13 protein-coding genes are annotated in these 15,822 nt (G+C 61.2%); 10 read left to right on the plus strand and 3 right to left on the minus strand.

Annotated features, from left to right (window positions below):
- Window positions 1-10 precede the first annotated feature (10 nt).
- The 7 genes from NKJ11_RS28545 to NKJ11_RS28580 all read left to right on the plus strand — a co-directional run bounded on the left by NKJ11_RS28545 (window position 11) and on the right by NKJ11_RS28580 (window position 8,925).
- Window positions 11-853, plus strand: a complete 843-nt coding sequence (locus NKJ11_RS28545; RefSeq protein ID WP_023809535.1) for an HTD2 family dehydratase — start codon at window positions 11-13, stop codon at window positions 851-853.
- Window positions 847-1,659: an HpcH/HpaI aldolase/citrate lyase family protein gene (locus tag NKJ11_RS28550; RefSeq protein ID WP_023809536.1), complete on the plus strand. Its 813-nt coding sequence runs from the start codon at window positions 847-849 to the stop codon at window positions 1,657-1,659. The genes NKJ11_RS28545 and NKJ11_RS28550 overlap by 7 nt, the downstream gene beginning before the upstream one ends.
- A 26-nt stretch (window positions 1,660-1,685) precedes the next feature.
- Entirely contained in the window at window positions 1,686-3,062 is a 1,377-nt protein-coding gene (locus tag NKJ11_RS28555) for an MmgE/PrpD family protein (RefSeq protein WP_023809537.1), read from the plus strand.
- Window positions 3,063-3,887: 825 nt separating this feature from the next.
- Complete coding sequence (locus NKJ11_RS28565; protein ID WP_023809539.1) at window positions 3,888-4,379, plus strand: alcohol dehydrogenase catalytic domain-containing protein; 492 nt, start codon at window positions 3,888-3,890, stop codon at window positions 4,377-4,379.
- A 937-nt stretch (window positions 4,380-5,316) separates the two neighbouring features.
- Window positions 5,317-6,531: a glycosyltransferase family protein gene (locus NKJ11_RS28570; protein WP_023809540.1), complete on the plus strand. Its 1,215-nt coding sequence runs from the start codon at window positions 5,317-5,319 to the stop codon at window positions 6,529-6,531.
- A gap of 1 nt (window position 6,532) precedes the next feature.
- Window positions 6,533-7,777: a glycosyltransferase gene (locus NKJ11_RS28575; protein WP_023809541.1), complete on the plus strand. Its 1,245-nt coding sequence runs from the start codon at window positions 6,533-6,535 to the stop codon at window positions 7,775-7,777.
- Window positions 7,774-8,925, plus strand: coding sequence for a glycosyltransferase family protein (locus NKJ11_RS28580; protein WP_023809542.1), 1,152 nt, complete (start codon window positions 7,774-7,776; stop codon window positions 8,923-8,925). The genes NKJ11_RS28575 and NKJ11_RS28580 overlap by 4 nt, the downstream gene beginning before the upstream one ends.
- A 36-nt stretch (window positions 8,926-8,961) precedes the next feature.
- Here NKJ11_RS28580 and NKJ11_RS28585 read toward each other — a convergent pair whose 3' ends face one another.
- Window positions 8,962-9,627, minus strand: coding sequence for a class I SAM-dependent methyltransferase (locus tag NKJ11_RS28585; RefSeq protein ID WP_081734794.1), 666 nt, complete (start codon window positions 9,625-9,627; stop codon window positions 8,962-8,964).
- Between the two features lie 233 nt (window positions 9,628-9,860).
- Between NKJ11_RS28585 and NKJ11_RS28590 the strand changes: the two genes are divergently transcribed.
- The 3 genes from NKJ11_RS28590 to NKJ11_RS28600 are packed head-to-tail and all read left to right on the plus strand — an operon-like array spanning window position 9,861 to window position 13,934.
- A complete protein-coding gene (locus NKJ11_RS28590; RefSeq protein ID WP_352442505.1) occupies window positions 9,861-12,575 on the plus strand; it encodes an ABC transporter transmembrane domain-containing protein in 2,715 nt (904 codons plus the stop codon).
- A 34-nt stretch (window positions 12,576-12,609) separates the two neighbouring features.
- A complete protein-coding gene (locus NKJ11_RS28595; protein ID WP_031212612.1) occupies window positions 12,610-13,056 on the plus strand; it encodes a cyclic nucleotide-binding domain-containing protein in 447 nt (148 codons plus the stop codon).
- A 23-nt stretch (window positions 13,057-13,079) separates the two neighbouring features.
- Window positions 13,080-13,934 (plus strand): MBL fold metallo-hydrolase, encoded by an 855-nt coding sequence (locus tag NKJ11_RS28600; RefSeq protein ID WP_023809545.1) that lies wholly within the window; start codon window positions 13,080-13,082, stop codon window positions 13,932-13,934.
- Window position 13,935: 1 nt separating this feature from the next.
- Here the strand turns inward: NKJ11_RS28600 and NKJ11_RS28605 are convergent, their stop codons facing one another.
- Entirely contained in the window at window positions 13,936-14,697 is a 762-nt protein-coding gene (locus NKJ11_RS28605) for a polysaccharide deacetylase family protein (RefSeq protein WP_352612688.1), read from the minus strand.
- Window positions 14,694-15,782 (minus strand): glycosyltransferase family 4 protein, encoded by a 1,089-nt coding sequence (locus NKJ11_RS28610; protein ID WP_023809547.1) that lies wholly within the window; start codon window positions 15,780-15,782, stop codon window positions 14,694-14,696. The genes NKJ11_RS28605 and NKJ11_RS28610 overlap by 4 nt, the downstream gene beginning before the upstream one ends.
- Window positions 15,783-15,822 lie beyond the last annotated feature (40 nt).

Here is a 15,822-nt window from a genome sequence, read left to right on the forward strand (position 1 = left end):
CGAGGACCTGATGAGCCTGGACATAACCACGCTGCAGGAATGGGTTGGACGCACACACACGGTCGAGGACATTGTCACCCCGCGCCTGCTGGCCAGCTTTGGCGCCACGCTTGGGGACCACGCGGCGCAGACTGCCGAGGGCGCGGCCCCGCCAGGACTGCACTGGTGCCTGACGCCGGACATTGCCGCCATGCGTGAACTCGGACCTGACGGGCACCCGGCCAAAGGCGGCTTCCTGCCACCGGTGCCGCTTCCGCGCCGCATGTGGGCTGCCAGCGACGTGCGTTTCATGGCGACGATCCGCTCCGGCGACCCCATCCGCCGCCGCTCGACATTGACCGCCATAGAGGAGAAGCATGGCCGCAGCGGCCCCCTCACCTTCGTCACGGTCCGGCACGACATTGCCAACGATTCCGGTCCGGTGATCGAGGAGGACCAGACCATCGTCTATCGCGCCGCCGAAGCTGCTGCGGCGACCCCTGCCCCGCCGGCCAATTCGCCCCTGGCCGCATCGCACGAGCGCACGATCAACGTCGATCCCGTGCTGCTCTTTCGATATTCCGCGCTGACGTTCAACGGGCACCGCATCCACTATGACGCGCCCTACGCCACGACGGTCGAGCACTATTCCGGGCTCGTCATCCATGGCCCGTTGCAGGCGACGCTGCTGATGAACTTCGCCACCGCCATTGCCGGCACGTCGCCGCGCCGTTTCTCGTTCCGCGGCGTGCATCCCGCGACCGGCCCGCAGCGCCTGCTTTTGAGCGCAACATCCCGAGGCCAAGATGGCATGGCCCTCGAGGTACGGTCGGCCGACGGCCATGTGACGGTGAAGGCCACGGCGCAATGGTGAGCTTCGTCACGCCTGTGGTGCCGCTCTTCGTACCCGGCTCGCGGCCGGAGCGCTTTGCCAAGGCCGACAGCAGCGGCGCGGATGCGGTCATTCTCGACCTCGAGGATGCCGTCGCCCCTGGCGACAAGGAGCGCGCCCGGGAAGCAGTCGTTGCCCATGCAGCCGTGCTGACATCCGCGGTCGTGGTTCGCATCAACGCCGTCGGCACACCCTGGCACGAAGTGGATATCGATGCCGTGCGGCGCCTCGACGGCGTCTCCGTCATGCTGCCCAAGGCCGAGCGGCCGGAAGACATTACTGATATGACCAGGCACATGGCACGCAGCGTTTCCGTCATCGCGCTGGTCGAGAGTGCTGTCGGCCTTGCCAATCTGCCGGACATATTGGCCACGCCCGGCGTCGTTGCCGTCGCCTTCGGCTCGGTCGACTTCTCGCTCGATCTCGGTTGCGCGCATGATCGGCTGATCCTGCTTGCGGCTCGCAGCGAAATCGTCTGGCGCTCGCGCGCCGCTGGCCGGGCCGCGCCGATCGACGGCGTAACGACCGACCTGAGCAATCCTGAAATCACGGAGGATGACGCCCGCCACGCCATGAAGATGGGTTTTGGCGGCAAGATGGCCATCCATCCGAGGCAGATCGAGCCGATTCGCAATGGCTTTCGCCCGAGCGAAAATGACATCACATGGGCACGCGACATCATTGGCGCGGCCTCATCAGGCGAAGCCAGCCAGGTGAACGGCGAGATGGTGGATCGGCCGGTCATCGAACGTGCAAGGCAGGTCCTGCGCCGGGCCGCTTTGGTCTAAAGGGCATGCCAGAGGAGGAGCAACAGATGAGCACGGACACCGCCGATTGGCCGACCGCCAGGCTCTGCTCGTTCATCGCCGAACTCGACTTCGAACAGATCCCGCCGCGCGTCGTTCATTTCGCGAAAGGACTGATGATCGACTGGCTCGGCTCGGCGCTGGCCGGCAAGGGTGCGCACCAGGTCGAGATCATCGACGGCTTTGCGCGTGCCATGGGGCCGGCGGACGGCCCAAGCACCATCATCCCGACGCGGCGGCGCACAAGCCCCTATTTCGCGGCGATGGTCAATGCGGCGGCCTCCCATATCGTGGAACAGGACGACGTTCACAACGGCTCGGTCTTTCACCCGGCGGCCGTGATCTTTCCGGCGGTCCTGGCGGTTGCCGAGGCTGAGGGGAAGACCGGCCGCGACGTCCTGACTGCCTGCATCGCCGGCTATGAAGTGGGCATCCGCGTAGGAGAATTCCTCGGACGCTCGCACTACGAGATATTCCACACCACCGGCACCGCTGGCGCTGTCGCCGCGGCCGCGGCGGTCGGCAGATTGATCGGACTGGACGCAGCCGGTCTCAACCATGCTCTCGGCTCCGCCGGCACCCAGGCGGCAGGGCTCTGGGAATTCTTGCGCGATGCCGCCGATTCCAAGCAGCTTCATACGGCGCGAGCCGCCGCCAACGGCCTGTTTTCTGCCTATCTGGCACGCGATGGCTTCAAGGGGGCCGCGCAGATCCTCGAAGGGAAAAAGGGCATGGCTTCAGGCATGTCCAGCGACGCCGATCCGGCCCGCCTGACGGACGGCCTCGGCAGCCGTTGGGCAACCGAGGAGACCTCCTTCAAATGGCACGCCGCCTGCCGGCACACCCATCCGGCCGCTGATGCGCTGCAGCTTCTCATGCGCGGCGAGGGGCTCGGTCCGGACGACATCGCTGATGTGGTAACCCATGTCCATCAGGGAGCCATCGATGTCCTGGGCGCGGTGGTCATTCCACAAACCGTCCACCAGGCGAAGTTCTCCATGGGCACAGTGTTGGGCCTCATCGCCGTCCATGGCGTCGCCGATCTCGACGCGTTCGAACACCAAGCACTTGCCGACACGCGCGTCGCCCGTTTCCGCGCCAAGGTGCGGATGGAGTTCGACGCCGAGATCGACAGACTTTATCCCAAGCAATGGGTCGGCAAGGTGAGCGTCATGACCATTGACGGCCGCAAACTCGATACCCGCGTCGACGAGCCCAAGGGCGACCCCGGCAACACGCTTGCGAAACAGGAACTGGAAGCCAAGGCCATACGCCTTGCCGAATTTCGAGGCGGCGCCACCGCCGACGAGATGCGCGCGTGTATAGCCCGCATCTGGAGACTCGATCAGCCCGGAAGCACGGCGCATATATTTGCTGAGAGTTAGCCCGCTATCGCGCCGAAGGACTGCATCCGCCCGAACGGATGGAGAATTGCCCGCGGCCGGTCGTGCTATGGGGCGTGCGCAGGAGCGACCGCAGTTGACTTCAGAGGCGATGTCAGCTTTCGGGAGATCACCCAGTGTCGAACGGCCGACTTGAAGCGCATTGCTGCCATTTGCGAAGATTGAACAAACGCTACTGAATTTGGGTCGTCAATTGCGAACGAGCGCATAACGGGCAGTTCGATTCCTTTCGCGCCGCCCTGTGTTGTAAAGCAGTTTGACGATAATGGTGGGCCCGGAGGGCATATTAAAATCCTTGGTTCTGTTGAGTTTTTCGTGGGCCAGAATCTGAAAGCTTCCGGTATCGTTTCGTATGCTCCCGCGACCCCAAACTGCCGACCATAGCTGACCTCGTTTTACGAACGTTGGGAGCAGGGTCCAGAACGGCGGAAATGGGGCCGGAACCCGACTGACAGCTTCGCGACTTCGGGATGGCCCTAGCGGACGTTTTACAAGTCTGGCATGTCCCATCGGAGACTCGACGACGTCGCTAGGCGAGAAGCGCCGAAACGCTTGTCCAATTATCCCCGGCCCGTTCCGCTTCGATCGCCTCATCAGGAGGCCTCTGGTCGCGCACCAACTTGACGATCTGTTAGCCATGGCAATTGTCGACTAGTATACTTAGCTGGAGTGTTCATGCTGAGGTTCTTGTCAGCGCGCCGCAGTCGCTAGAAATCCGGCCGGGCGCCATGCCACAGCCCGGCGCCAGCGAAGTGGTCGTTCACGTCAGCCGTGCCGGCATCTGTGGCTCCGACATTCACATCCTGCATGGCTCCAATCCGTTCGCCGTTCTATCCGCGCGTCATCGGCCATGAGTTCGCGGGCACCGTCACCGCGCTCGGACGCCATGTGACCGGCGTTGCCGTGGGAGGAGGCCGCGCGGTGGTCGACCCCGTGGTGTCGTGCGGCCACTGCTATCCCTGCCGGATCGGCCGTTCCAATGTCTGCGCCCACCTCGAAGTGATCGGCGTCCATCGCGACGGCGGTTTCCGTAACTTCGTCGCCGTCCCGGCGCATAATGCCATTCCAATTCCGGCCGACATGCCGTTCAGTCTGGCGGCGCTGGCCGAACCGATTTCGATTGCCGCCAACGTCCTCGACCGCACCGGCTGTGGCTCTGTGATACTGCTGATCAGGGTGCCGGAACCGTCGGCGTCACGGTGCTGCAGGTTGGCAAAATGCATGGTGCCCGCTGCATCGTGGCCGACATCGATGAAGCTCGCCTCGAGCGGGCGCTACGCTTCGGTGCCGACAAGGTGATCCACTCCGTGCGCGATCCCGTGCCGGCTCGCGCCTGAATCGCCGGCTGTTGCCACGCGTCGTCGAATGGCTGGCCGACAAGCGGCTCGATCCGCAAGGCATGATCAAGTAGCCTATAACTCATTGAAATTGCACTAAAATATCCCTATAATCCCAAAAGAGACCGACACCAGAGCCGTCAAAAAATTACGCTTTTGGTTTTAAAGGGAATTCGCCGCAAAGAATTTTCGAGGGTTCACCAACTATCGGGACCAATCGGGCGATTTTTGTACCTCACGACGTTCGACGGCCTGCCCAAGCCGTTTAAAGAAGTACCGTCACCGCTCCAATAAGGCATTGGCATGGGCCATAACGATCGACAAGCAACCGGTGTCGCACACACCCTGCAGCGGGTGGTGTGTTGCGACCGCGCTGGCATCCACTCGATTTTTGCTGAAATTCCGGCTAGCTTGGCGACAGATGGCTCAATTTCTGGTCGGTGAATCACAATGAGACCGCCCGTCAAGAGAATAATGGGCGGCACCTTTGGTCCCGAGGCGAGTGCAATGGCGCACGAATGAGTTCTACAAGAATGCGCCGTGCGACGCCAGCGACCTTGTCCTTTCGTATACCGATCAAGCAATTGGCTATATGGGCAAGATAGGGGAATTTCACCTTTACCAGTCCGGATTGGAATCAAGAGGGATGATTTCTGCCGATTTTTTTGACATCGCTTTCCTCTTCGATCCATCCCACAATATAACAGGAAGTCTCTGCTCACACCCGCGCGGCGATATTCGCCAACCCATCTAGTCTCGGACTCGCGATCAGAAAGCATATCTGAACGGCATTCCATAGAAGCAATATAAAATTGAAAATTGCGGCCAAACCCAGGATGGTTTCGAAGCCGGCGGGCCACTCACGGTGTCAAGGCGAGAATTTTAAGAGACGTTCAAGAATGACCCAGCACGCAGAAAACGCACGAATTCTCATGTACAGCCACGACACGTTCGGGCTCGGCCACTTGCAGCGCTGCCGGACTATTGCGCATTCGCTAGTCGAGGATTTCCGTGGGCTTCAGGTGCTTATCATTTCGGGTGCGACTATCGCTGGCGCCTTCGACTACCGCGCCCGTGTCGACTTCGTGAAGATCCCCAGCGTCATCAAGCTGCGCAACGGCGAATACACCTCGTTGGAAAAGGACATCGATCTGCATGAGACGCTAAGGATGCGTCAGTCGATCATCCGCCACACAGCCGAGACCTTCCGGCCGGATATCTTCATCGTCGACAAGGAACCGCTCGGCCTGCGCGGTGAGATTGAGGACACGCTGTCCTACCTCAAGACGCGGGGCACCACGCTGGTGCTTGGCCTGCGCGAGGTGATGGATGCACCGCATCTGCTCGAAGCAGAGTGGGCGCGCAGGGATGTGATGCGCAAGATAGGCCTGTTCTACGACAAGGTCTGGGCCTATGGCCCGCCGGATTTCTACGATCCGTTGACTGGCTTGGATGTGCCGCCGGCTGTCAGGGCAAAAATGAGATTCGTCGGTTTCCTGCAACGGAGCCTGCAGCGGAACCAGTTGCCCGGCCACCGGCCAGAGGGCGACTATATCCTGGTTACCACCGGTGGCGGCGGCGACGGCGCCGAATTGATTCACGACGTCATCGACGCTTATCAGCAGGATCCGAAATTGCAGCACAAGGCGCTGATCGTGCTTGGGCCTTACATGCCGGCTCGCAAGCGCAACAAGTTGCTGAAGAAGGGGGCCACGATCCCCTACATCAAGATTATCGAGTTCGACAACCGCATGGAAGACCTGATTGCCGGCGCCAAGGCGGTAGTGGCGATGGGCGGTTACAATACTTATTGCGAGATACTATCTTTCGACAAGCCGGCGCTCATCGTGCCGCGCATCGAACCCCGCCAGGAACAACTGATCCGCGCGCGGCGCGCAGCCGAACTGGGCCTCGTCGAAATGCTTTTGCCGGAGGAAGCCAAGGACTCCCAGCGATTTGCCGATGCACTGGTGGCGCTGCCGAATCGGCCTCGTCCATCCCAGAGTAATCCACATCTGACCCTGGAAGGGCTCCCTCATATTTCCGAAATCGTCGCGGAACTGCTCGACCGGCAGGCTGGCCCTCACCTTTCGGTTATTGAAGGCATGAACTGAGTTGCAACATCGCAAGATCGTCGTGGTTCTGAAGGGTTATCCGCGGCTCTCGGAAACCTTCATCGCGCAGGAACTGCTCGGACTGGAGCGTGCGGGGTTCGATCTGATACTCGTCGCGCTCAGGCGGCCGACCGACGCAAAACGCCACCCCGTGCATGACGAGATCAAAGCGCCCGTCCATTATCTGCCGGAATATCTGCATGAAGAGCCGCTGCGCGTGGTTCGCTCGCTTTCTGCTTGTTTGCTGCGGCCGGGCTTCTGGCGTGCACTGGGATCGCTGGCCGTCGATATGCCGCGCGACTTTACGCGCAATCGCGCGCGCCGTTTCGGGCAAGCGCTCGTGCTAGCGGCCGAATGGCCCGAAGACGCGGTATGGCTGCATGCGCATTTCGCGCACACGCCGGCATCGGTGACGCGCTATGCCAGCCAGCTTCTTGGTCTGCCCTGGAGCTGCTCGGCCCATGCCAAGGACATCTGGACTTCGGCGGATTGGGATCTGGCCAGCAAGCTTTCCTCGGCGCGCTGGACGGTAACTTGCACGAAAACCGGCTTCGACCGTCTGAAAAAACTCGCCGACGGCAACTCGTCAGTGCATTTGAGCTATCATGGGCTCGACCTTGATCGCTTCGGCATTTTCGGCGAGGCACGAAAACAGCATGACGGCTCGGCGCCGGACGAACCGGTTATCGTTCTGAGTGTCGGGCGCGCCGTTGCAAAGAAAGGTTACGACACCTTGCTGGAGGCCCTTGCCCTCTTGCCCGGTGATTTAGCGTGGCGTTTCGAGCATATTGGCGGCGGCGAGGAACTGGAACGGCTCAAGGCGTTGGCGCAAAAGCTCGGACTGGATGGTCGCATCTCTTGGAAAGGCGCGCTCGCGCAGGAAGAGGTGCTTGAGCACTACCGCCGCGCCGATATCTTCGCCCTGGCCTGCAGGATCACCGCAAATGGTGACCGCGATGGTCTGCCGAATGTTCTGGTGGAGGCGGCCAGCCAGCGGCTTGCCTGCGTGTCGACCGATATTTCCGGCGTGCCGGAGCTTTTATCGCCGGATGAAACCGGGCTGCTGGTTCCGACGGAAAACCCAATTGCCCTGGCACAGGCGCTGGAGCGGCTGATCCGTGATCCCGTGCTGCGTGCCCGCCTCGGCGACACCGCAGAGGCGCGCGTGCGCGGCAATTTCGATCACATAGCAAGCATTGGACAGCTCAAGGAGCTGTTCGAACGGGAGTGGCGGGCCGCCGAATGAAGCGGCTGCGCGCGTTCTTCTATGTCCAGCACCTGCTCGGCATCGGCCATCTCGCGCGCTCCAGCCGCGTCGCGGCGGCTCTGGTCGATGACGGGTTTGACGTAACCATCGTCACTGGCGGAGCGCCGGTCGCGGGGTTTCCGGGATTGGGGGCAATATCTGTAACCCTGCCATCTGTCACCTCCGGTGATGAAGGATTTTCCGGTCTTGTCGACCTGCAGGGCAAGCCCATCGACGATGATTTCAAGAAACGGCGTTCAGAGATGCTGCTGCAGGCATTCCGGGATTGCAGGCCTGATATCGTCATTGTCGAGGCGTTTCCATTTGGGCGCCGGCAGATGCGTTTCGAACTCTTGCCGCTGATCGAGGCCATCGACGCGGCGTCGCCCAGACCGCTGCTGGTGACGTCAGTCCGTGATATCCTTCAGGAGCGCGTCAAGCCGGGCCGAAACGAGGAAACGGTCGATCTCGTTAACAGGCATTTTGACCTTGTCATGGTCCATGGCGATCCGGCTTTCGCAACCATCGACAAGACATTTCCACTGGCGGGAGCGATCAGGGCCGAGGTTGCGTACACGGGGCTCGTTGCCGCGCCACCAGCGCCCGCGGCCTCCGAGCGTTTCGACGTTGTGGTGTCGGTTGGCGGCGGGGCCGCCGGAAAGAGCCTTGTCCGGTCCACCATCGCATTAGCGCGGAATGCCGACAACGCCTGGAAATGGTGTCTGATCACCGGCCCAAACCTGCCGAAGGACGAATTTGACGCGATTACACGCGATGCGACGCCGCGCCTGTCCATCTTCCGGTTTCGCGAGGATTTCGCCAGCTTGCTGACCGGCGCCCGCCTGTCGGTCTCGCAGGCGGGTTACAACACTGTCTGCGATGTCCTGCGCGCGCGCTGTCGCTCGCTGCTCGTTCCCTTTGCAGCCGGCGGGGAAACGGAACAGACGGTTCGAGCCCTTATGCTCGAAGAGCTCGGCCTTGCAACGGTGCGGATGGAAAAGGACCTGACGCCTGAGTGTCTGGCGCAAGCGATCGAACAGGCGCTTGCGGGACCGGCGCCAGCGGCGCATCGTCTCGATCTGGAAGGCGCCCGTCACTCTGCGCAAATCCTGCGCGAGCGGCAACGAACCTGGTCCTCGAAATCCTAACGCAGGTCGCATCTCGTTGGATTCGCGAAACGCGCTTCAAACAGTTCCAATCAGCATGAAGCGCGTATATTTTTTTGTCGGCAGTTCGCCGGAGAACCTGATCTCCCGTAGCGCCGCCATTGCTTCGAAGGCTGCAAGCGAAGCCACGCAGTTGATGTGCGTCGGCTCGCTGAAGTAATCGTTCGATTGCAGCAGCACATTCGTGCCCCGCGGAAGCAGGGCCAGCCAGGCACCCAGCTCGGCTATGTGTTCGCAGCTCGTATTGACCACTAGGTCGGGCCGCCCGGCGGCATAGTCGAGTGCGTACATATCTTCCGTCAGCGCCCGGAAGCGGTCGCCGGCTTCCCGGTTGAGGGTCCGGGCGACCGGCCCGACTTCCGGATCGATGTCGATGCTGTCGATCGCCGCAATGTCGAAACGGGCGTCGTTGAAAAGCATTGCCGGCAATACGCCGTACCATCCACCCAGCACCCATATACGCCCGAACCGGCCGCCGCAGCTTCCAAACAGCTCGTCGAGCGCCCACATCTTGCAAGCGACCTGCTTGTGGTTGAAGGCGTTGGCGATGTCGGCCGTCGGATGCTTGGCGATGACGCGCGCCAGCCCGGCGACGAGAGGGTGGTCGACATAGGCGGCAATTCCCCGGGCGAGATCCAAGGCTTGTTCGTGCCCGCCGGCATTGCGTGCTTGTGTGACATCCATCATATTCGTCCTCTATGTTGGGATTTCGGGCGACACAACGCAATATTGCCTCACGCGAGCCTGTTCGACTTGCGGATAAGACGATGCCGCCAGCCGTTTCGCCGTTGCACGGTGGCGAAGGGGGCCGATTGCGTCTGTCCCGACCAGCGGCGTCCATCCGCGAAGACATTGCCGATACATCGTTTGCCAGCAGGTGCTTTCACCGCCTGCATCCTCCAAACTGACAGTCGCATATGGAACCCAGCCTAGCCCGCTATATCTGGACGCACACCCGGAAGCAGCAGATCTGGATATTGATGATCGTCCTGCTTTCGATGATCCCATATTTCATGTCCTTCGACCTGCCGAAGCTGATCGTCAACGGCCCGATCCAGGGGAAGGGGTTCGAGCAACCCGGCACGACCCTGCCCTTCATGAGATTGCACTATAACCTGCCGTTCATTGGCGAGGTCCAGTTCTTCTCCGGTTTTCAGCTTGACCGCAAGGAGACGCTGCTTGCCCTGAGCCTTGTGTTCCTCTTGCTGGTCGTCATCAACGGCCTGTTCAAACTCTACATCAACACCTACAAGGGCCGCCTCGGCGAACGCATGCTGCGGCGTATTCGCTTCGATCTGATCGATCGTGTGCTGCGGTTTCCGCCGATTTACTTCAAGCGGGTGAAATCCGCCGAAGTGGCGACCATGGTGAAGGATGAGGTGGAGCCGCTGGGCGGCTTTATCGGCGATGCCTTCCTGCAGCCGGTGCTGCTCGGCGGCCAGGCGCTGACGGCCATGCTGTTCATCATGGTCCAGAACGTCTGGCTCGGAATGATAGCGGTGGTGATCGTGATCATCCAGATCGTACTCATCCCGCGGATGCGGCGGCGGCTGCTCGTGCTTGGGCGCCAACGGCAGTTGACGGCGCGCGCGCTTTCTGGCCGGGTTGGCGAAATCGTTGACGGCATCGGCGCGGTTCACGTCCACGATACGTCGAACTACGAGCGCGCCGACATAGCTGCTAGGCTAGGGCTCATCTTCAAGATCCGCTTCGATCTTTACCAATGGAAATTCATGGTAAAGTTCCTCAACAATTTTCTCGCACAGCTCACGCCCTTTCTGTTCTACATGATCGGCGGGTATCTGGTCATCGGGGGCCGGCTGGACGTCGGCCAACTCGTGGCGGTGATCGGAGCCTACAAGGACCTGCCCGGACCGATGAAGGAACTGATCGACTGGGATCAGGATCGGCAGGATGTCCAGGTCAAATATCAGCAGGTCGTTGAACAGTTCACCGTCGAGGATATCATTGCGCCGGGAATCGCGGCACTGACGATCGACGATCGCGGTCCGATGACAAACCCGCTGTCGGCGGTCGGTCTCTCCATGGCAGACGATGGCGGTGCAATGCTCCTCAACCGTGTCTCCATGCAGGTCAAGCCGGCTGAGACGGTGGCGCTGGTCAGCACCCCGACAGGCGGAGCGGAGGCGCTAGCAGAAGCCTTCGCGCGTCTGAACTGGCCAGAGAGTGGAAAGGTCGCTTCGGGCGCCGATGACCTGCTTGAACTCCCCGAAGCCGTGACCGGCCGGCGCATGTCTTACGCCTCGTCGGATGTTTTCCTGTTCCAAGCAAGCCTGCGCGATAACCTGCTCTACGGGTTGAAGCATGCACCGCTGACATCGGTGACTTATGACGGCGCCGCGGCAGACCAGCAGCGCTGGAACATGGACGAGGCGCGCCGGTCGGGCAATCCGGATTTCGACGTCCATAGCGACTGGATCGACTATGCTTCCGCCGGTGCTACCGGCCCGCACGACCTCTTTGAAGCGGTGCGCCGGGTGCTCGACGCGGTTCTTCTGTCGCGCGACATACTGGATCTTGGCTTGCGCTCTTCGGCCGACCTCACGCGTCACACGAAGCTCGCCGGGCGGATCGTCGAACTGCGTGCAGCGCTGCGAACCCGGCTGGAACAGGAAGGGCTGCGCGAACTGGTGGTTCCTTTCGAGCCGGGCGCTTACAACACGGAAGCGACGATCGGCCAGAACTTGCTTTTCGGCGCCGCCGCCGGCCCCGAACTGGCCGACAAGGCTCTGGCGGCCAATCCCTACTTTGCTTCCGTGCTGAAGCAGGCCGGCCTCGACAGCACGCTCTACGAGATGGGCATGGAGATCGCCGAACAGGCCATCGAGCTGTTTGCCGACCTGCCGCCAGATCACCAGTTCTTCCAGCAGCTCGCCTTCATGAGCGCCGAGGAGATCCCCGCCTACGAGACCTTGCTGCAGCGGCTCAAGAACCGCCCCTACGAGGCGGTTTCGGAGGCCGACCGCGCCATGATCATCACCTTGAGCTTTGCCTATATCGAGCCCCGGCACCGCTTCGGCCTGCTGACCGACGAGTTGATGAGCAAGATCGTCGCCGCACGCAACCAGTTCTATGAAAACCTGCCGCCCGAACTGCACAACGCGATCGAACGGTATGATCCTGCCAAATACATTGCCGCGGCCACCGTCATGGACAATGTCCTATTCGGCCGTGTGGGAAACAACCATCCCGACGCCCCGGACCGCATACGCTCCATCGTCTATGACATTCTTGACGAGCTGGGGCTCTATGCCGAGCTTCTGGATGTCGGCCTGGACTTCAACGTCGGCGCCGGTGGAAGGCGGCTGACCGGCGGACAGCGACAGAAGCTCGATGTTGCCCGGGCTCTGCTCAAGCGTCCCGATTTTCTCATTCTCAACCGGCCGCTGTCGGCGCTCGACCAGCGCATTCAGGACAAGGTGCTGCGAAACGTGCTCGAGGAAGCCAGACGCGACGGCCATTCGCCGGCAATTGTGTGGGTCGTGACGAGTCCGGCAATGGCGATGATGTTCGATCGCGTTATCGTCTTTGACTCGGGTCAATTGGTGGAAGACGGTACACACGAGACACTTTTGGCAGAGAACGGTATCTTCAAGGAACTTCTGTCATAGTCTGGCAGACGCGAATTTAGGAAGGTTTGCGACAATGCTGCTCAAGGATGAAGTTGGAATGCTGCAACGCGTTCCCTTGTTCTCTGGCATTGAGCCGGCAAAGCTCAAGCTGCTCGCGTTCACATCCGATCGCGTGAATTACAGCGCCGGCCAGATTCTTTTCCGGCAGGGCGACGAGGCAGACGCTGCCTATGTCATCCTTTCAGGCAGGGCGGATATTCTGGTCGATTCCGACAGCGGGCCGATGAAAGTTGCCGAACTGCTGCCAAATTCGATTGTCGGCGAGATCGCCATATTGTGCAACAGCTCCCGCACTGCCACCGTCAGCGCGGCAAGTGATCTGGAGGCCTTGAGAATCCGCAAGGATCATTTCCTGAGGCTTATGAAGGAGTTCCCGGAAATGACCATCGAGATATTGCGGGTTCTTGCCGATCGGCTAAGCCATACGACCGCGGATCTGATCGACGCACGAAGCGCCTAGAGCTATGATGGGCGAAAGGTAGCATGGACGACGATTTTTTCCTGGTCAGATTTTGGGGCGTGCGCGGCAGCATTGCTGTATCCGGGCCAGAATTCGCTCGCTATGGCGGCAACACAATCTGCATTGAGATGCGATGCGGCAAGCATACGCTTCTGTTCGACGCAGGCTCTGGCCTGCGGCCTGCCGGCAAGGCGCTTCAGGCGTCGGATGTGACCGATTTCGACCTGCTTTTCACCCATTGCCATTACGATCACATCATCGGGCTGCCGGCTTTTGCGCCTATCTTCGACCCGAGCGTCAAGCTTACGCTTTGGTCCGGGCATCTTGCAGGACGCATGACGACCCGGCAGATTATCGATGAGTTCATACGGCCGCCGTGGTTTCCGGTGAAAATGAACGTCTGCAAGGCAAATCTCGACTGCCGCGATTTCGTATCCGGAGACGTGCTTCGGCCGCGCGAAGGGGTGGTGGTTCGGACCGGCAGTCTCACCCATCCGGGAGGCTGCATAGGCTACCGGATCGAATGGGGCGGCCGCGTCGTGGCGGTGATCACCGACACCGAGCACGAGCCGGACAAACTCGATCAGTCGGTGCTCGACCTGATCGAAGATGCCGACCTCGTCATTTACGATTGCACCTACACCGAGAAGGAAATGGAACGCCGCCGCGGTAACGGTCACTCGACATGGCAACAGGGCGTCAAGCTCTGTGAGGCGGCCGGTGCACGGGCGCTTGCGCTGTTTCACCACGATCCGACACGCACCGACGAGCAACTGGACGAGATGGAGAAGCTGGCCAAGGACAGGTTTGCCGGCGCTTTTGCCGCGCGGGATGGCCAGATGCTCAAATTCCCGGTCTCATCGCACAGAAAGCGCTGAGCTATTTTCCTTTACCCGCGTGGCGCCCGATCAATGTCCTGATCGGAAGCCATGCACAGGGTTCAGCCTGTGCGGTGACTGTCAACAATCGTTCGAGGAAAAGCCAGGCCGATTCATCATGTACAAGATGGTGGGTGAGCAGGCCGATCGGCTCGCCGTCGGATGCATGCTGCAAGTGTGCGATGATAGCCTGGACCAATACACCATGATCGCGGCAGCCGCGCGTGCCATGCCAATCCATGATGTCGACATTGCTGTTGATGACCGCCAATGAAGCCGGCTTCGGCGGCCCATAGACTGACAAGGCCGCAAAACCTATCGATCCAAGGTGGGATACCACGCCGGCGTCGATCCTGTTCCAGGGCGGCACCAGCATCGGAACGGCACGTGCGCCGTGCAGGCCGGTTACTCGCGACAGTCCGCGAGCCAGATCATCGAGCACCGCCTCGCGTGGCCGATGCGCGCCGAGCTCCTGCTTTTTCTGGTCCTCGGGCGCATGAGTCCGGTGCGCCCAGCCATGGATGGCGACCGTGGCATGCGGGGCCTCGTCGAGCCGGGCGACAAGCTTCGCGTCGGTCAGGGCCGGAATGACGGCCAGAGTGACCGGAACCGCGAATTCACCGGTGAGGTCGAGCAGCCGATCAAGCGCAGGCGTCGGATACACGGCGTCGTCGTCGCGCAGCCAGAACTCCGCCTTGCGGCCCGCCCGTTGCAGGCGCGCCAGCTCTTCCACCAAGGGCTGCCAGATCGGATCGGACGTCATGAGACCGGGACCTTCGCAATAAGTTCGGCCAGACGCGCAGCTGCGCCACCGAGGGAACGTTCTTCGAGAACGAAACGCCGGGCTTCCGCGGCCATGATGGTTCTTTCGTCGTCCCGGGCCAGAAGCCTTTCAATGGCGGAAGCGAACGCCGCGACATCGCCCGGCGGGGTGAGAAACCCGGTCTGGCCATCCCGCACGACCTCCGGCACGCCGGCGATGTCCTGAGCCACCACCGGAAGGCCGGCGGCCTGTGCTTCAAGATAGGCAACGCCGTAGGCCTCGCCATAACCCGGCCAGACATAGATTCCCCCGGTATAAAGGACATCCGGCACGGCGGCAGGCTCGATCGAGCCGATCCATTCGATACGATCGGCGGGCAAGCCGGCGAATTGCGCTTCGACCTCGTCGCGAGCTGGCCCGTCTCCGACGACCGACATGGTCCAGGGCATATGGCCGATCAAGCCGAGCGCTTGCGCCAGCATGCGATAGCTACCCAGTTTGTCGCCCGGGCGCATCATGGCGACGGTAACGAGGCGCGTCGGACAACCCCGTGCCGGGATTTCCCGGAATGCCGATATGTCGATGAAGGGCGAAAGCATACCGAAAGCGGCCTTGGGAATAGCATCCGCCAGTCCCTGACGATCCCTTTGGGTGAAGCAGATGTTCAGAGCCGCTTGTTCGATGGCTCGCGCCACCAATGCTTGGCTATCGGCCCACAAGCCGGCATTGCGTCGCCTGGAATAGGAGGCTTCCGCTGTCACATAGGGGACAGCAAAGGCCGACGCCAGCTCCGGCCCGATCAAGTCGGGCGCCTTGTAATAGGGATGGTAGGTGAACCAGAGATCGGGCTTGCCGTCACGATCCCAAAGCTTGGTCAGCCGCGCGGCTTCCTCTGCGGCCTCGATCTTGAGTGCCTCGAAACTTTTCGACTCCGGCTGGCGTAGATAGAAGCGCAACTCAGATGCCAATTCGACGCTATGCCCTCCGTACTCCAGCGCTTTGACAAGCATCCGTGCCATCTGGCGGTCGCCGGAGACAACGGGATGATTGGGTGACTTCAGCGGCGCGTAGAAGGCAATTCGCATCGCGCGACCCTATCATCGGAAAGCCTGCGCAAGTCAATTT

This window comes from Mesorhizobium sp. M0243 (assembly GCF_040321775.1).
Lineage (GTDB): Bacteria > Pseudomonadota > Alphaproteobacteria > Rhizobiales > Rhizobiaceae > Mesorhizobium.